Annotated in this window: 16 protein-coding genes; 5 read left to right on the forward strand and 11 right to left on the reverse strand. The window is 33.2% G+C overall.

What is annotated here, in order from left to right; genetic code table 11:
• The coding region (locus VF726_RS16490; RefSeq protein ID WP_440170207.1) for a Cna B-type domain-containing protein at nucleotides 1-1,801 on the reverse strand (1,801 nt) is incomplete at its 3' end.
• A gap of 1,237 nt (nucleotides 1,802-3,038) precedes the next feature.
• Here VF726_RS16490 and VF726_RS16495 point away from each other — a divergent pair.
• A complete protein-coding gene (locus VF726_RS16495; protein ID WP_440171403.1) occupies nucleotides 3,039-3,623 on the forward strand; it encodes a TetR/AcrR family transcriptional regulator in 585 nt (194 codons plus the stop codon).
• A 353-nt stretch (nucleotides 3,624-3,976) separates the two neighbouring features.
• Here the strand turns inward: VF726_RS16495 and VF726_RS16500 are convergent, their stop codons facing one another.
• Genes VF726_RS16500 through VF726_RS16515 form a run of 4 tightly spaced genes read right to left on the reverse strand, consistent with a single transcriptional unit; the run spans nucleotide 3,977 to nucleotide 6,100 of the window.
• Entirely contained in the window at nucleotides 3,977-4,555 is a 579-nt protein-coding gene (locus VF726_RS16500; protein WP_440170209.1) for an HAD-IA family hydrolase, read from the reverse strand.
• Between the two features lie 23 nt (nucleotides 4,556-4,578).
• Complete coding sequence (locus tag VF726_RS16505; protein ID WP_440170212.1) at nucleotides 4,579-5,160, reverse strand: kinase; 582 nt, start codon at nucleotides 5,158-5,160, stop codon at nucleotides 4,579-4,581.
• The gene (locus VF726_RS16510) at nucleotides 5,160-5,702 is read right to left on the reverse strand and encodes a GNAT family N-acetyltransferase (protein WP_440170214.1); all 543 of its coding nucleotides are present in this window, start codon (nucleotides 5,700-5,702) and stop codon (nucleotides 5,160-5,162) included. Before VF726_RS16510 ends, VF726_RS16505 begins: the two co-directional genes overlap by 1 nt.
• Before the next feature lie 14 nt (nucleotides 5,703-5,716).
• Nucleotides 5,717-6,100 carry a VOC family protein gene (locus VF726_RS16515; RefSeq protein ID WP_440170216.1) on the reverse strand — a complete coding sequence of 128 codons (384 nt, stop codon included), beginning with the start codon at nucleotides 6,098-6,100 and terminating at the stop codon, nucleotides 5,717-5,719.
• Nucleotides 6,101-6,383: 283 nt separating this feature from the next.
• On the opposite strand from VF726_RS16515, the gene VF726_RS16520 reads away from it, so the two are divergent.
• Nucleotides 6,384-6,632 (forward strand): DNA alkylation repair protein, encoded by a 249-nt coding sequence (locus VF726_RS16520; RefSeq protein ID WP_440170219.1) that lies wholly within the window; start codon nucleotides 6,384-6,386, stop codon nucleotides 6,630-6,632.
• A 333-nt stretch (nucleotides 6,633-6,965) separates the two neighbouring features.
• Here VF726_RS16520 and VF726_RS16525 read toward each other — a convergent pair whose 3' ends face one another.
• Together VF726_RS16525 and VF726_RS16530 are read right to left on the reverse strand one after the other, a co-directional pair.
• Nucleotides 6,966-7,502, reverse strand: a complete 537-nt coding sequence (locus VF726_RS16525; RefSeq protein WP_440170222.1) for a DUF2812 domain-containing protein — start codon at nucleotides 7,500-7,502, stop codon at nucleotides 6,966-6,968.
• Nucleotides 7,503-7,509: 7 nt separating this feature from the next.
• Entirely contained in the window at nucleotides 7,510-7,827 is a 318-nt protein-coding gene (locus VF726_RS16530) for a PadR family transcriptional regulator (RefSeq protein WP_440170223.1), read from the reverse strand.
• 204 nt (nucleotides 7,828-8,031) lie between these two features.
• Here VF726_RS16530 and VF726_RS16535 point away from each other — a divergent pair, with 204 nt between their 5' ends.
• From VF726_RS16535 to VF726_RS16545, 3 genes are read left to right on the forward strand one after another with little or no spacing between them, the layout of a single operon-like run.
• On the forward strand, nucleotides 8,032-8,961 hold the full coding sequence (locus VF726_RS16535; protein ID WP_440170225.1) for an AAA family ATPase: 930 nt from the start codon (nucleotides 8,032-8,034) through the stop codon (nucleotides 8,959-8,961).
• The gene (locus tag VF726_RS16540; RefSeq protein WP_440170228.1) at nucleotides 8,958-10,124 is read left to right on the forward strand and encodes a DUF58 domain-containing protein; all 1,167 of its coding nucleotides are present in this window, start codon (nucleotides 8,958-8,960) and stop codon (nucleotides 10,122-10,124) included. The genes VF726_RS16535 and VF726_RS16540 overlap by 4 nt, the downstream gene beginning before the upstream one ends.
• Entirely contained in the window at nucleotides 10,096-11,205 is a 1,110-nt protein-coding gene (locus VF726_RS16545; RefSeq protein WP_440170230.1) for a DUF4018 domain-containing protein, read from the forward strand. The genes VF726_RS16540 and VF726_RS16545 overlap by 29 nt, the downstream gene beginning before the upstream one ends.
• A gap of 56 nt (nucleotides 11,206-11,261) precedes the next feature.
• On the opposite strand, the gene VF726_RS16550 is transcribed toward VF726_RS16545, so the two are convergent.
• The 4 genes from VF726_RS16550 to VF726_RS16565 form a co-directional block, all read right to left on the reverse strand.
• Complete coding sequence (locus VF726_RS16550) at nucleotides 11,262-12,719, reverse strand: MFS transporter (RefSeq protein ID WP_440170233.1); 1,458 nt, start codon at nucleotides 12,717-12,719, stop codon at nucleotides 11,262-11,264.
• Between the two features lie 549 nt (nucleotides 12,720-13,268).
• On the reverse strand, nucleotides 13,269-15,659 hold the full coding sequence (locus VF726_RS16555) for a glycosyltransferase (protein WP_440170235.1): 2,391 nt from the start codon (nucleotides 15,657-15,659) through the stop codon (nucleotides 13,269-13,271).
• Complete coding sequence (locus tag VF726_RS16560) at nucleotides 15,643-17,160, reverse strand: glycosyltransferase family 2 protein (RefSeq protein WP_212958016.1); 1,518 nt, start codon at nucleotides 17,158-17,160, stop codon at nucleotides 15,643-15,645. Before VF726_RS16560 ends, VF726_RS16555 begins: the two co-directional genes overlap by 17 nt.
• A 334-nt stretch (nucleotides 17,161-17,494) precedes the next feature.
• A complete protein-coding gene (locus tag VF726_RS16565) occupies nucleotides 17,495-18,712 on the reverse strand; it encodes an aspartate aminotransferase family protein (protein WP_440170237.1) in 1,218 nt (405 codons plus the stop codon).
• Nucleotides 18,713-18,768 lie beyond the last annotated feature (56 nt).

Here is an 18,768-nt window from a genome sequence, read left to right on the forward strand (position 1 = left end):
TTGGTGCATTATTATCGTTCCATGTTTTTGTTCCTTCTACTTTCGTTTGGCCTACCTTCGTATTTGTGATGTCATAACCGTTTACTTCTGTTTGATATCCATCTACTGGTTGTTCTTTCACTTCATACTTGTAGACTTTTCCTTCCCCATCATACGCAGCTAAATTTGTAAATGCGTATTTCCAACTTGTTGCTTCACTTACTTCTTGCGTTGTGATGACTTGATCATTTTGTAGAAGATCTACTTGAATTTTTTCCGGACGATCTTTTGCGTTATTGTCTTTCCATGTTTTTGTTCCTTCTACCTTCGTTTGGCCTACCTTCGTATTTGTGATGTCATAACCGTTTACTTCCGATTGATATCCTTCGACTGGTTGTTCTTTCACTTCATACTTGTATGTTTTTCCTTCTTCGTCGTATGCCGCTAAGTCGGTAAACGCATATTTCCAATTCGTTGCTTCACTTACTTCTTGCGTTGCGATGACTTGATCATTTTGTAAAAGGTCTACTTTGATCGTTTTCGGACGTGCGTGTGAATTATTATCGTTCCATGTTTTCGTTCCCACAATGGATGTTGTTTTCATTTCATTCGAAATTGGCAACTTAACTCCATTTACAGCATTTTCTTTAACCTCAAAGTTTACCTTTACTTGTGGATCAAACGTAACATAGTCCGGTGCCGAAACTTCTTGTACATAATATTTACCTGGTTGTAAATTAGAAATTTCAATTATCCCTTGACCATTTGTTGTATGTTTATCCCCAATTTGTTCTCCCGACTCTTGAAACAACTTAAACGTAACATTCGGGATTACTTTTTCTTCATGACCTTTAATGTACTTAACAATTCTTAACGTTCCTTTTCGAGGTAAATCACCTTGAGCGCCGCCTTCTGATGTTATGTTTTTAACCTTAGCACTTCCAGATTCAGAAACTGGTTGTTTATATAACACTTGATAATCCACTTGATAATCATTCTTAAAAAACTCTTGTGCTTTCCCGCTATCCGTTATAGTAGCTTTATAAAAAACTCCAAAAGATTTAGCACTGCCAGCATTCTTATAAATTACGATTTTAAATGCATTACCCCCGTTAAATTGAACAAATCCATACCCTTGCTCTTGAAACTGCTGAACCGATAGTCGTTCGTTATTATTAACTGTTATTTCAAAACTATCTTTAATTAATGTTTGTCCCTCTTCTAAACTATCAGAAACAACAATATCGCTACCTAAGTATTCTTTATTTGAGTTAATCCCTAGAAACCAACGTACCCTATCAGTAGCTTCCGGAAGAATATCACCTGTTTTATAAAAAAACGGATACTCTCCAGGACTTGTACCACCACTTGGTCCTTTAATTGTAACGGATTGTTTCTCTAGATTTGTTCCTAAATTTGTTTCAATTTCTTTTGTTTGATCTACTTCTACATTAGTAGCTTGAACTGTAAAGTTAAAATGGCCTCTAATATTATGAAGTTTCTCAACCACATCATTAAATGAACATGTAACATTACTAGAATTAACTTTACACGTAGCAAAATTATTACCTTGCTCATCATTTAATGGGATCGTTGCATTAAACCCTTTTAGTTCTTTTGGAAGTGCTAATGTTAAAGTATCTCCAGACTTCATATTATTTCCCGATTTATCGCTAAAGGTTACGTTTATTCCAGTACGTTCTCCATATCTTAGTTCTGTTTTGTTAATTGTAAAATTATCTACAAAACCTGTTGTATTTAACTCTTGTGCATTTGCTATTATAGGTAATACACTCTGACCAATTGTGAACAGCAATATCATCAAAATCGAAAAAATCGACGTTACTTTTTTAAAATAATAGTAATAGGTAAACCTTTGATACTATCTCCAGCTTTTCCCCTACCCCACACCGTGCATGCAACTTTCATCGCACACGGCGTTCCATCTAATAAAAGAACTGCCTATCACGCTCTTTTTATTAGACTTAGGGCCTTCCCTCCACTCTTTATTATCAGAGTTTCATTGGTAATACACCCCTACTGCCATCCCTATTCATAACTCTTTCACAGCTTAATATATATCTGATTCCCAAGTTATTACTAAATCGTTAGGGACTTCTGACGTTCCGAAACTGTTAGGTATATAAAACTATACTTAGATTCTACCTTTACCCCGATTACCACTTAAAATTCAGTTAAAACAACCCTTTAGCTTTATCCATCACAAACCGTATGATATTTGCTTTGGAGGTAATATATTTTTACCCATTTCTAGGAATTGATTTACGAGGTGTACATTCGGTAGTTCGTCATTGATTACTCAAATTCTAATCATATATAGCTCCCTATCCGCATCACTTTCGCAGTATGTTTAACCTTTCCTCAGCATAATCTGTTAGGGCTACTCGATGCGACTTCCCCCCGCTTCACACACATTTGTTGCCAATCATGCATGAGGGAGTATTAATAGCCATCTAGTCATGGGATTTGTTTGGGTATCCCACCGTGGTCTCACAGTTCCAGTTGTAACTGACAACCGTTAGTCCAGACAATCCCTCGATTATGAAATCGATTTCTGCCTAACGTCACGCACCATACTTAATCTCTTCTCCTATTTCTTGCATCCTTATTTTAATTTAAAGTAGCAATTGTTATTTAGCTCATATTAGGGGAGTTTTTAGCCCCTAATCAAAATATTAAACTCTTATCCTAAAATTAAATGAATCGTTTCATTCGTTTTCATTGTGATTACACTATAAATACCAAATATTAATTCTGTATTTTTTTATACTGATTATTCACATATAGTAATACCTCGAGAATATCCAGATTTTCAAAATTGTTATACCATTATTCTATTATTTTGGTATTATAGTTAAGGAATTACAAAACTATTTTATTTAAAGCAATAGCTACTGCTTTTTAAATTACTCTATTGAAATTAATATATTTTTATATAAAGCGCTTTATACCCCAATAGTATATATTGCTTATTTTGAAAAAAGAAGATTCAATTCTGGCTAATTGTATACTTAATCTACAAAAAAGGAGAATTGTCGATGAAAAAGGAAGGAAAACAAACCGATTTACGTATTAGACGGACACACAAATTATTAGTAGAGGCTTTAGTTGAATTAATGATACAACCTAAACAAAAATATAGTTCTCTTACTATTAATCAAATTTGTGAATACGCAATGGTACATCGAACTACATTTTACAAACACTTTGAAGATAAAGATGCATTATTGGCATTTACATTGAAGCACTATCAAGAGGAGGCTTTTAAAATACCACTTTCCGTTCGGCTAACTAAACCTTTTCAAGTATTAGAACAAATTTTTAACCACGAAAAATTTGGTAAAGTACTTGAGTCACAAATGAACGATGAATTATTTATAAATAGGATGTATTATCATAATCGGGATATTCAGATACAAGAAAACCAAGAATTAAAACGCCTTTGTAAAAATCATACAATTCCAATTGAATTAATTATCACTTATCATTCAGGTGTACTTACAACTTTAACTGCATGGTGGTTCCAAAATAGAAATAGTGTTTCAGCAGAAGAAATGGATAAATACTTTCATCAATTAATTAGCCAAGATATTTTTCAACTAGATAAATATAAATTATTATAAATAAAAATACATATCCAATTTAACAATTTCTTATACTAATTAATTCTTTCTGTAATTAAAAAAATAAGTCAATTCGAGTATTTGATATGCTAAAAAGAATGAGAAAATTAGTTACAGATATAGAAAAGTAGTATTTCTACAAGTTAGAAATACTACTTTTCTTCTTTATATTGCTACATAAATTTATTAAATTTATTCTTAGTTTTTTAATATTAAATCAAGATTAATAACTTACATATAATAATAGATAGGGCAATTCCTTATAAATATGAACCCGAGTGATTAACATTACTTTTTATGCTTTATTTATACATAGAAAAGAATTTTGATAGTAGAAGCAATTATTACCCAATCTATAAAATAAACTCTCTATCACTCACTACCTTAAAAAATTCCGAGTAATGCGATAAAGAATAATCCGCTACATCGCAATTCCCTTGAAACATGCATGTTGAAATACCTAATTCTTTTGCAGGTATTAAATCTAATTCTCTATCACCAATAGCTAAATCAATATTGTGCTTTTCATGCAAATAATCATAAGATAAAGCATTCGGTTTTCGGGGAAAACCATCGTCAATTGTAACCATGTCTACGAAGTATTTGTCCCAGCCGTAATGATTTAATATAGATAATACCCCCGCTCTATCTTTATGAGTCATAATTACATTTTTATCGGCAAACTTTAAAACCTCTTCCACTTTTTCAAATGGTTTTATATCTTCTATCATAATGCGACTCTCTAATACATCAATTTCACTCAATTGCTTTTTAGTTATTTTATAATAATTAACTGCGTGTGAAAATGAGATCTTTAACTTTGTATAGATTTCTTCTTTACTTATTTCCTTCCCTAAAACTTGAGAAAGAATCTTTGTATAAACTGGATACGTATCAAATAACGTCCCATCAAAATCCCATAAAATATTCATTCTGCTCACCTTCTATTTTCCAATCATTGTATGACTAAATCCGCCCGATCCTTCGGCAATTCCGTTTCTAAATAATATTCCTCTGCCTTCCAATACCTATTCTCAAACTTTGAAAGGTTTTTCTGCGTTTCCTCACTCTCGCGTAGAAATCTTGTCTCTCTTGGACAATCCAAATACACCATATAATGAAAGAAATCTTTCCATTCTTTTCGCTGAAGAAAAACCCCTTCAATTACAATTACGCCTACTATAGGAATCTGTACTTTTTTTATTTCGCATGAGTCTGTCTCATCACTATAAAACGGTAAATTTAGTTTTGTTTCATTTTGTAACTTTCTAAAAAACTTCTGCCGAAGCCACTCAATATCCCATTGCAAATAATAATACTCATACCACTCTTCAAATCCTGTATCATAGCGTCTATTTCGCTCCACTATATGATCATCAATATGAAAAATATGAAACGGAATGCTTTCCTGTTTCATTTTTTCTTTTAAGTTTGTTACAAATGTTGTTTTTCCTGAACGACTTAAACCATCTATACCTAAAATAAATCGATTTTCTTTATGTTTCTTCATAACATTTATAATTTCACTCATACTCATTATTTCTTCCACTCTTCTTTTAATATCGAGTATAAATTCGTATCATGAGCCATTCCATTTTGAATCATATGTTTTCGAAGTAATCCTTCTTCTTGAAACCCTGCTTTACTTAATAATTTTTGAGAAGCTTTATTTTCTACATATACAACAGCAGCAATTCTTATCAGTTGCAGCGTATCAAACCCGTAAGTTAAAATCGCCTGTAACGCTTCCGTTGCATACCCTTTTCCCCAATATGTATCGTCTAATTCATAACCAATTTCAGCTCGCTTATGATGATTATTTATTAAATGAAATCCACACGTTCCTATTAATTGGCCCGTCCCTTTTTTCTCTATTCCCCAGCGAAATACACTGCCCTCTTCATAACGATTTTTAAACGTTTGAATTGTTGTTTTCGCTTGCTCAATATTTTCGAAAGAATCCATTCCGAAATAACGTATAACAGGTTCTTTCGAAAAATAACGGAACATCGCTTCTGCATCTAACAATGTTAGTTCTCTTAATACTAAACGTTCTGTTTCTAGTTTCGGAAACCCCATCACTTTTTCTCCTTTTATTCTAATAAACTGCAAATTTCAATATAATTCCCATCTGGATCGGCAATATATGCGATGGTTTGCCCCCACGGTTTCACAATTGGTTCAACTAAAATCTTAATACCTTGTTCTCTAAATTGTTCGATTGTTTCTTGTACATTTTCAACAACGAATCCCAATTCAAAATGGGAAGATTGTAACTCGCCTTCTGTAAGTGGTAGTCCCGTTAATTCTTTCACGTCTTGCCGCGTATTCATCGCTAATATGGTAGTACCCGTATTAAATTCAATATATGTACCATGCTCTGCTTTTATCGGTAACTGTAATACATCTTTATAGAATCTTAGACATTCCTCAAACTTTTCTACATATAAAATGATGTACTTCATTTTCAAATCCATTATTAATCCCCCTTTATATCCATCCCTAAAATTTCGACAAAAGCCTCATAAAAACCTTGTTTCCTATAGTAACGAGCACAAAAAAATGAGGCCGATTTCTCGGCCTCCCAGCTTATTGGCATAAAACAGGAGATTTGGTTTGGACATAACCAGTTCGTATCTTTATTATATTTTATTTTTTCTGAATTTTAAATACTTTAAATACCCATTTATATTGAGAAAGTTTTTTTGCTTGCATAAAATTAAAGAGTTTAAGAAATGCTACAAATGGAGGTGTATACATATGGAACCAATGCTATGTCCCAGTTGTAAAACGAACCGTACTCGCTTTAATATTCTTGAGCAACAAGTAAAACCAGTCAAAATAAATCCACAAACTGGTCAAGTAGAAGAAGAATACACAAATGAAACGATGAATGCTTTTCATATGGCCTATCAAGGACCAACATACAGAGTTCAATGCGCTGTATGCGGACTCGTTGAAAACCCGGAACAATTTATTAAACCTGCGCAAAATCAGTCTTTTTCTTAAACATTATTATTACCCCCTACCGATTTTTTGTAGGGGGTTTTTCGATTTAATATGTTAATTAAAAAATGTTTTTCTTCCTTATTATAAGTTACAGCCCACACCTCTTTAGTCACCTTTTATTTTTTTAATCTTCGATATGAATCATTTTTTCTTCATTTATTATTTTTGGGTTATCTTTGTGAGGTTGATCTTCGTAACAGTTAATTCTGTACCTTTATATAGATTTTTATTATATAAAAAAGAGTCAACAAAAATGCAATTATATAGAAACAAAAGAAGTTAGTCCCGGTATTTCTCCCTAAAACATTAACTTCTTTTTAACTCTACTTTTTATTATAATATTTCACTTTTTAATTCCTTAATTTTCCAAGAGAGTCTTATAAAGAAGTATATCCACATACAACTTGTAAGACCTGTCATAACTTTCGCCCAAATTGGCACTCTTGATTCCATTGGGCTTAAAAATAGGTTATACATTGATGGTAATATACTTGCTGATATAATAACAAGGAATAGCAATAACTCATTTAGTTTTTGTACTCTCGTCTCCTTTTCTGAGTAAATATCAGGCAATTCATTTACCTCTTCTACTTCTTTACAAAAATAATTCCAACTTGTGAAACTCGTTACGCGTTTCCAACCTGACATTTCATATATTTCGAAGTACTCTTGTTGTTGTTCTTTTGAATCTCTATAAACCAATCTAAAATCAGCTTTATATATTACATCTTTTGGCTCCGTTTTCTTAAACGTATACATTACATTATACTTTTGTAGCGCCCAGCCTTGTTGATGCATCTTTCTTAAAAAAGCTTCCTCTTTTTCTAAACTCCATCCCGCAAAAAATTTAAATACCCTTTTAGTCTCCATCTTCCATTCACTCCCCTAATATACTATTTCCATTCCTTACAGATCTCTGCAACCTGTTATACTCTAGCTCTAACACTTCTCTACCAAATCGCGTTAACTCATAGCACTTCTTTCTATCTGTAGAGGCCACTTCAACTATTAACTTCTCTTTTAGTAACTTTGTCGTATTCCCGTATAAAGTTCCAGGACCGAGCTTTACTTCCCCATTTGTCATCTCTTCTACCATTTGCATAATTCCGTATCCGTGCATTGGTTTCACTAGTGATAAGAGTATGTAATACGTTGCCTCTGTTAACGGAATATATTTTTTAGCTTTCGCATTCATTATAACCACCTCCGATACATCGCTTTATGATATATCGACTCGCGATACATCGTATATCGATATTGTATAATTACATTCCAAAATATGCAAGTATAATTTAATAATCGGATATTTATTTCTTTGAATTGAAAAATCATATCAATTTTCTGAATAATTTGTTAAAATATAGAAATATCCGTTTATATTTTGAAAGGAATGATACATATGATACATAAATTGAAAGAAAATATAGGATCCGTTTTTGTCGGTAAAGAAGATGTTATAGATTTATTACTCGTTTCATTGCTTGCTGATGGACATGTACTACTTGAAGATGTGCCTGGTACGGGGAAAACGTTACTTGCGAAAACACTTTCTAAAAGTATAGGTGGTAAGTTTTCTCGCGTTCAATTTACACCGGATGTACTTCCGAGTGATGTAACAGGTATCGAATATTTCAATCCGAAAACGAGTGAATTCGAGTTAAGACTTGGACCAGTCATGACCAATATTTTGCTTGCGGATGAAATTAACCGCGCAATGCCGAGAACACAGTCTAGTTTATTAGAATCAATGGAAGAACGACAAGTAACGCTTGAAAAGCGATCTACTCCTCTTCCGAAACCGTTCTTTGTTATTGCGACGCAAAATCCAATTGAATCACAAGGAACGTTTCCTCTACCAGATGCACAGCTTGATCGTTTTTTAATGACCATTTCAATTGGCTATCCGTCTCCAGAGGATGAACTGCAAATGATGCGACGTTTTCGGAGTGATGTACCACTAGAAAGCGTCAAACCTGTTATTTCTTTAGAAGAGATTTTAGAAGCACAGAAACGAGTAAAAGAAATTTTCGTATCAGAACCGTTAGAACATTACATTATTAAACTTGCTCATGCGACAAGAAATCATGATTACATCGCTAACGGTGTAAGTCCACGTGCCACACTTGCTTTAGTGCGCGCCGTACAGGCGTTAGCTTTTTTACGAGGAAGAGAATATTGCACACCTGAAGATATACAATTTTTAGTTCCTTCTGTTTGGAATCACCGCATTGTCTTATCAATGGAAGGCGCATTACGTACGACAAAAAATGAAATTATACAAAGGATTTTAAAAGAGATTGACGTACCAGTGGAGATTGAGCAAGCATGAATGGACAGCGCGTTGTAACTGTACCGTTATTTTTCCAACTCCATATTATTCAACTAACTGTCCCAGGCGCTATACTATTTACATTTTTCATGCCACAACGAATCATTATGTTTTTCTTTTTCTTCTACTATTTATTTGCGATTTTCATTTATAAATATGTCGCTTACATAGAGAAAAAGTTTCAAGTGATAAACGAGAAACAAACAACTCGGTTATTCCCTAATGAATCTGGACAGTTTTTCATTCATTTAAAAAATGGAGCAAATATACCACTCGTTAACGGTGTTTGTTATTTTCATTTAAATCCGTCCCTTCTCCCACAAAAAGATCAAGGGATTGAACAAATATCAAAAACGTTATTTTCTTTCCCGTTTTCACAACCTGCACATTCAGCGCAAAAGTGGGATTTAACATTAACCGCAACGAATCGTGGTGTGTTTCAAATTGAACAGTTCGAATGTGTCTTGAAAGATCCTTTTCACCTTCTAACTGTACATTTACCCATTTTTGATAAATTACGGACTGAAATTATTGTGTACCCTTCGCCTAAAGAAGTAGCAGGTTTGCAAGAACTTCAGCAACTTTTAACAGGATCTTATCGAACGAATTTTTCTTTTTACAATGATGAAACATCTATTATCGGTGTTAAACGATATGAGCGTGAATCTTTCCGTTCTATTCATTGGAAAGCATCTGCTAAAATGCAGGAATTACAGGCGAAGCAATATGAACCTGTTAAAAATTATAGTTGGACAATTTGTCTTTCATTAGCTGCTGATCGCGGATTTGGTTGGAAAGATAATATAGAAGACCTGATTTCATTTGCAACATACATTTGCCAATACGCAACGAAGCATCAAATACCATTTGAATTATTTATTAGTGTATTAGCTGAAGGTGGTCCTCTGCATTTACCATTAAACGAAGGGCAAACGCATTACGGAATATCTTTAGAGGAATTAGCGCGTATTTCAGATGATAGTACGTTACTTCCAAAACAAGGATTCCTTCACTACGTAGAGAGAAAAAGGGAACGATCTTCTACAATGATATATATTGGTTTACAAAGAAATGAACTCCCTCTTCTCTCTCAGCCTACGTTTCTCATTACTAACGAAGGGATGGTGGAAAAGCTTGAAAACTTGGCTCTATCACGTTCATGACTTTATTCTGCTGCTCCTACTTTCGTTATTAACAGAAAGGGATGAACTTGTCGCTGTTACTATATTTTTAGCAACAGGATATGTAGGAGTACTTCTTATCCATAAACTAATGAAGAAAAAAACAACAGGTTTTGTCATACTGTTAATGACTCAAATAATCGGTTGTTCACTCTTTCTCCCTTTCTCTCTATTTGGCACAATTATGTTACCGCTTTTCTTCTTTATCGTACATGTAGTCGGGCCTGGATATCCAGTTCAAAAATCGTTAGGCGGTATTATATGGTTTGGTATTTCAGCTATATTTCATGCGCCCTTTCCACCCTTGTGGAAACTGTTACTATTAGTCTTACACATTATGATTACGTTTTGGTTAACTGGGGCAAATCGTAATCAACAGTTATTACGTTTCGCTTCTCTTATTACGATTGGAATAATTAGTGCTTTCCTCATTCCTATTTTCCCATACATTCGGCTTCTTTTTTCTTATGCCGTACAAGTAGTTGCTTTAGGATTTGGATACGCCATTAATCCGTTATTTTCGGCAGCTGAATCAAAAGATACTGACGATTTTTGGTCGAATAAAGGGAATTTAAAGGATCCTCAAATTAAGGATGAGTTTGGACAGCGTGATTTTGATCCAACTCTCATAAATAGCATTACAGTAATAGTATGTACAACCATTGCTATTTACGTCGTTTGGAAAATAATAAAAAGACGAAAACAATTCAGTTTACCAAATATGCCTGCCTTCGAATCTACTATCATTACTGATAAAGAAGGAATGAGCCAAAAACGTTTGAAACGAAACAAACCGCCACATAACGAAATTCGAAAAGAAATTTTCAAACTTGAAATTAAGTTAACTCCCCCTTTAAATAGAAATCGAGGAGAAACTATTGAAGCATGGTTAGATAGAATAAATAGCGAAGAAGATATAAATATTGAGAGTCATATTGTTATAGATGCTTATAATACAGTGCGTTATTCAAATGAGGAAAATACAGTACAGTTACATGAATTTAAGGAAGAGATTCATAAACTCTATGCATATCAGAAGAGTTTGAAGAAAAGAAAGAAATAACACAATAAAAAGACTCCTATCTTCATAGGAGTCTTTTTGTACTTCTACGTTACTTTTTAAATTGAAGCGTTTTTCCCTGCTTCAATTTCTAATGACTCTTCATGCCACCAAAGTGTTTCTTCAGGATCTTCTTTAGCAATTTGGTGTGCTTCTTTTTTCGATTCTACTGTAGGATATGAACCTTTTAGCGCACGTCCTGATGTTGTAACGAATAGTACACTAAACACGACTAATCCAATAATACTTACACCTGTTAAATAAAATGCCGGTGCAAGCGGGTTACCAGTCGCATGGACTAAATATGAACATACGAGCGGTGTTGTTCCACCGAATATCGATACAGAAATATTAAATGAGATCGAGAGTGCTCGATAACGTACATCGGTGAAAAAGAGTGATGGTAATAACGAAGGTAATGTTCCTTCATATACACTTAGGAAGAATCCTAATACGAAAATACCTGCAAATATAGCTGCAATATGTCCGTTACCTATTAGTAAAAATGCTGGAATTGCAAATACAGTTAAACCGAGTAAGCCGATTTGCACGACGCGTTTATTACCAATTTTATCACTTAATTTACCAAAATAAAGTGCTAGTGGAATCATAAGTGCCATCGTAATAGAAATAATTAGTAAGCCAGTTGTTTCTTCGACTTTAAGTACTTGAGTTAGATAAGAAGGAATATACGAAAGAATCATATAGTTCGTAATATTAAAGAAGGCGACAATTACTGTGCTTAATAAGAAGTCTTTTTTGTGATATTTTATAATATCCATAAATGAAAATTGTTCATTGTCTTCAGATTCCTCTTGTGCTTTTTCCATCTCTTCAAAGATGGGAGATTCATCTAAATGACGGCGTAAATATAAACCGACCAAACCAATTGGTGCAGCTATTAAGAAAGGAATACGCCAGCCCCAGCTGAGCATTTGCTCATCTGTTAACAATAACGTCAAAATGGTAACAATTACCGATGCAGCAATGTAACCTGAGAGTGTTCCAATTTCAAGACCACTACCGAGTATACCACGCTTTTTATCTGGAGAAGATTCTGCGATATAAACCATTGCACCTGAATATTCTCCGCCTGTAGAGAAGCCTTGAATCATTCGGGCAACTAAAAGTAGTATTGGTGCCCATACACCAATTTGTTCATAGGTTGGTAGTAATGCGATGAATAATGTAGAAAGTGCCATTAAAATAATAGTAGTACTTAACACGATTTTTCGGCCGTACTTATCTCCTATTCTACCAAAGAATACACCTCCGATTGGTCGAACGAGAAAGGCTGCTGCAAATGTACCGAATGTAAGTACAAGTTGCAATCCACTATTATCAACACCTGAGAAGAATAATTGACTTAAAATTACCGCTAAATACGCGTATAATCCGAAGTCAAACCACTCCATTGCATTCCCAATACCAGTAGCAACTACTGCTTTCCTGGCTTGTTTAGGATTGACAATATTAACGTCTTGAGGTTCAAAATTTAAATCATTATTTTGTTGCATATAATAAAACAGCTCCTTATTTAATTTAACTTCTTTAAGCACACCTTCTCTTATTGAATAAAATTAATTCGAAGCACTTAAGGAAAATCAACGTCTCCTTATCTGTTATTATTATTTCACATAATTAATTATTTGTCCAATTAAATGCTATTTTTATATAAAACTACACCCCATTTAACTTTTTGTAAAATGAGTTGTAGGCTATATAATATATACCTTTACACCACAAATGAACCTTTCATTTATTTATATTTATTACGTTTCTATCATCGCTTCCTCCAACCTATAAATTAGTAAGCTTCACTAACTATTTGCATATACAGCTTTATTTACTCTTTACTTATATACTTCAAATAAAAAAAGTAAAAACTACTTCATTTATTTGAAGTAGTTTTTACTTTTTAATAACCTTTGCACTTTCTCTCAATAAACATTCAAAACTAACTCATTTCATACTCAATTTCTTGCTATTCAACGCTTATTAAAGGTGTGGCTTCCATATTAAAATAAATTTCTTTAAGTTACTCATATGATTAGCAGAATATCCTGTTATAAAAAATCTTTGAAATTTCTATTCTTCAATAAATAAGAAAACCCTTCTATATGATCTCCTGTAATTCTCAATACAGCTGGTGGATGTCCTACTGTTGCAAAGTGCTCGTTTGGACGAATACGATTTGGTTTCATAACATCTACAAAATGGACACATTCAACTTTATATCCTTCTAATATTGCCTTTACTTGCGCAACACACGCTGTGTGAAGAGTATCCCAGCCGATACCCTCTAAACATTTTCTACTAATTGCGTGGGGAACAGCAATTGTGGATCCCACACCTAAATCTTTACGATTACAAGCAATATTCAACATATATTTATATAAACTTACAATATATAGAGGAAATCTAAGATTTAAATTTAAATCATTTAAAACCATATCAACACCATCCGCAACAGCCTGCGTTAACGGATGAAGGTCTTTTGCTGGAATAGCAAAATCAGCATCAATAAAGAGAAGTATATCCCCTACGGCTTCTTGTGCACCAATTGCCCGTCCTACATCATGCCCTAATCTTTCTTGATAAACAATTACTGTTGCCCCTAATTGCTTAGCAATTACTTCTGTCTGATCTGTTGACCCATTAATGACAACAATTATTTCTTTCGGTTCAATTTTTCTTGCCTCAAGAATAACTTCTTTAATCGTTGATTCTTCATTTTGTGCTGGTATAATAATTGATAACTGTTTTCCATTATAAATTGATGAATTCATACCCCATCCTTTATGGTAACGTGAATAATTCTTTTGTTTTTTTAGTCGCTCTATAATTTCTCTTTTTCTTCCTCCATCTGTATAGTTACCTCTATCATCTTTTCGCTGCAACCAACTCTCCAAAGCTTTTACATTCTCTTTCATCTCACATACTTCTAATTTAGTTAATTCATCTCTATAGAAAGAAATTTTGTTTACGGGTATATCATTCAACAAAGTATTAGTGATGGCTGACGAGGATTGTAGTCGCCACCCTTTCTCAATAAGAGTTATTTGAGAAAGAATGGGATTTTGCAAGGTGTCATATCCAATGTCTTCAATTGCTTTTTTAGTAATAGCATATGGCATAGATAACATCGAATCATATTTTAAATCTATACGCCCCAATACATCGTTTACTATTTTTCTATACACCATAGCAATACTTGGCCATTCTACTCTCATCTTTTCAAAACATACGGAGTCTATGTTATTCAAAATTACATCCTGTTCCTTTTTTAGTAGCGGTTCTATAAATCGTTCTAATTCTATCGAAAAAATAACATCTTCTCCATCTAAAAATAAAACTACATCTCCATTGGCGGTTTTTGCCCCATGAACTGGTGCTTTCCATTTATTTTTCTCCTCAATTACAACAACGTTACTTTCAATAAAAGTAGGTATAGATTGTATCGCACTCATTCTATCATTAGCTACTATAATAATTTCTAGTGGTTTTATATGCTGCACTTTATTTAAAATTTGATTCAATTTCGATTTATCTTTTCCTAAAACGATAACGACTGACAAACCAACTTCTTTTTGTTCTTTTCTCACAGTCTGATTAGGCTTTACTTTTTTTATATATTCAATTGTTTCACTCTTTCCTACAGCTGCATGCCCTGCTTTTTTATCGAAATATAGGTCTATTACAATTTGATTTACTTCAATATCCTCATCCAATTGTTCTAATTCAGAAATAAATGGTAGTAAATGATTTTGCACATCAAATTCACACGCGAAATTTTGCAAAAAATAAATGTTCGGTACGTATTTAATGTGATTAAAAAATTTTACTACATTAATTCTTTCTTCAAATTTTTCTTCAACTTCTTCTCTTGATAAACCTGGATAAGATAAATCGAAAACTAGATTTATTGGTACAGGTATCCATTTTAATAAATTTGTTTGAGGATTATTAATTAAAACTGTGGAGCCCTTAACGAATCCAGCTAAAATTAAAGACATAAACCCTCCCCCGGAACTACCATAAAACAACACATTTTTTGAATCAACTTTTAACTTTGTAAATACTATTTCTAAAATATTAGCTATATCCTGTAAATAAAATCTATCTAACTCCCCTTGTCCCCAACCTAAAGATAATTTTCCGAGATATAAAGTAGGATCATTAAAATATATAACAGTATCTTCAAATTCTTCCATCCACGAATGTCGATGAAAAATTGGTGGACCAATTGGCTGTTCTTGAAATCCACCTGCTCCAGATCCAAAAACAATAGTGTTAGAAGCGCCGGGCTTAATACGAATTAAAAATTCATACGTTACTTTATCCCAATCAACCTTGAGTATAAATGGTTCCGTAGTTTGAAAATCTATTTGCCATAATTCTTCATATGAAATGTTAATTTTTTTGTACTGATCTAACAGTTTAATCACCCTTTCCATCCATTTCGAGATGTTCTATTAAGTAAGAGAGAGCTTCAACGTGATCACCAATTATTCTTAATACTGCTGGAGGATGTCCATTATGACTTACATTCTCCATTAATCGAATTCTGTTTGGTTTTACAACATCAACATAATGTACACATTCTACTCTATACCCTTGTAATATAGCTTTTACTTGCGCAAGACTAGGGCATAGTAAACTTTCCCACCCTATTGCATCTACACATGATCTACTCATAGCATGTGGAATTGCTACTAATGAGCCATTACTTAATTCTGGACGATTATATGCTAAATTAAGCATATACTTTACGACGTCTACAACATAAAACGGAGGATGTAACATCGGATTCAAATCATTTAATGCTATGTCTACGCCATCGGCAACTGCTTTTGTAAAGTGATGCAAATTACTTCCTGAAACACTAAAATCACCATCAATAAATAAGAGAATATCTCCTTTGGCTTCAAGCGCTCCAATAGCACGTCCAACATTATGACCAAGCCGTTCGTTATATTTAATAATAGTAGCACCAAGTCTTTTAGCGATATTGGCCGTACTATCTGTCGAACCATTTACAACGACAATTATTTCTAGCGGTTCTATTTTTCTTGCCTCAAGTATTACTTGTTCTATAGTTTCTTCTTCATTTTGCACTGGTATAATGACAGAAAGTTGCATCCCGTCATAAATTGATGAATGCATACCCCATCCTCGATGATAAGAAGGATATCGCTTGCATTCACCTAACTTTTGAATAATATCTCTTCTTTTTCCTGCATCAGTAAACCCTACTCTTTTTCCCTTTTTCTCTATCCATTTAGAAATACCGATTAAATATTTCCCCACTTTCTCCTTCTCATTTTCTGACAATTCTTTTTTAACTAAATAACCTTCCTCTTCTAACGTTTCATCTCTAGATAACGTTTTTATTGCATATTGATCGTTAATCCGCCAGCCTTGATTCAATATATTCATATGGGCTAGAACGATATTTTTCATATAATCAAAACCGATATTTACCACTACTTCCTTCGTAAGTGCATATGGTAATGAAAGTATTGAATTGCTTTTTAAACCTGGTCGACATAAAATTTCATTTAACATTTTTCTCCATACAATATCCATATTTGGACATTTACCAACCTCTATAAATTTATCTATTTTGTTTAATACTACATCAGCCTGATTTGTAACAACTGGTTCAATAAATTTCTTCATCTCATTTGTAGATAACGAAAAATTACGATCTACAAACAACAATACTTCTCCTTTTGCTTCCTTTACAGAAGCTTCATACCCATCATTATGGGTACTATATTTATCCATCAAAACAATATGACATTTATGTTTCTTTGCTATTTCATACAAATTACTTCTATCATTAGGAAGCAAAATTATAATTTCAAGAGGATTTAGCTTCCATATAGATTGAATTGACTCTTCTAATATGTTCGCTCTTTCACTATACAAAATAATAACCGTTAAAGATTTCATTACACGCCCCCTTTACACATCATGTGACATAAAGTGAAACTTTAATCAGTGGGGGTTTTCTTCGTCCCCCACTGATTATTAGTTGAACCAATCGGACTTTAATGGGCAGCCCGCCCATTAAAGCGGGATAAAATATTAAGTATTACCATTCCTTATGAGTTTTCTACTTTATTAACATATTCAAAAGTGAATTATACTGTGTAAAAACAACCGTCTATTTTTGAAAATATAAATTCTACACTTTCACCAAATTCTAATATAAAAAGTGCACCCCAATTGTAAAAATATTACTAACAATTAGGGTGCACTTTATATAAAATATAGCTTTTAATTTTTAAGCACTTACTACAGCAGCAACTTTATTCATACAAAAAATAAACTGATTAATAAATGCATCAATTTCTTCTTTTGTAATTATATATGGAGGAAGTAAGCGAATGATGTTCCCTTTTGTGACATCAACTAATATCCCATTCTCCATTAGCTCTACCTGTAATTTCTTCACATTTTCATTTGTATCATTCAAACTAATTCCAAACATCATGCCAGCATGACGTACTTCCTGAATATAATAAGAATTTTCTTTCTGAATTTCTTGCAATTTATCATTTAAATATAGTGACGTTTCATACGCTTCTTGCATTAAACCATCGTCAATTAATGTGTTTAATACCGTTAATCCTAAAGCCGTTCCCATTGATGAATGAGCAAATGTTGTGCCGTGATCTCCTGGTGCAAATACATCACATAACTTTTCACCAACAATAATTCCACCTAATGGTATCCCGCCACCTGCTCCTTTACCAATTTGAATAACATCCGGTGTAATATTGAAATTTTGATAAGCAAATAGTTTACCAGTTCTCCCCATACCACTTTGAACTTCATCAACTATTAGAAGTACATTGTATGTATCGCAAAGATGTTGAACGCTTTGCAAATATTCACTTGATAAAGGGTATATCCCCCCGCTACCTAATACAGGCTCTAGCATAATCGCAATCGGATTTTCATGAATAATTGTTTCTTCTAATTGCTCAATATTCTCACGCTCTACTTCATATATCGGAATCGATGTTTTAGGAAAATTTTGATATACACTTTCTTGTCTCGTAAAATGAAGTGCTCCTAATGTTCGACCGTGGAAACTATTTTTCAGCACCACAATCCCTTCACGTTCTTCATGTGTAATAGCTCTATATTTATCAATTAATTTTAATGTCGTTTCTGTCGCTTCCGTACCAGAGTTTGTAAAAAAGACTTTTCCGTTTTTTAATGAGCAATCCACTAATTTCTTTGCATATTCAATCGCAACTGGATTTAAAAAATGAAATGGGAGATGTAACGATTTTGTAACTTGCTCCATTGTCGTTTGCACGATTTTCGGGTGATTGTATCCTAATACGTTCACTCCCACACCAGAAAATAAATCTACATACTCTTTACCATCCACATCATAAAGGTTGCATCCTTCTCCTCTTTCTATTGCAACCTGCATACGACAATACGTAGGCATCATATATTCTTTATCTAATTGAAACCAATCTGACATTTTAAATTCCTCCTAGTTACTTTCCCTGTTTATTTATGTTTATTCTCTATAAAGTC

The sequence above is a fragment of the Bacillus sp. Brlt_9 genome (assembly GCF_051948935.1).
In the GTDB taxonomy this organism is placed as follows: Bacteria; Bacillota; Bacilli; order Bacillales; family Bacillaceae_G; genus Bacillus_A.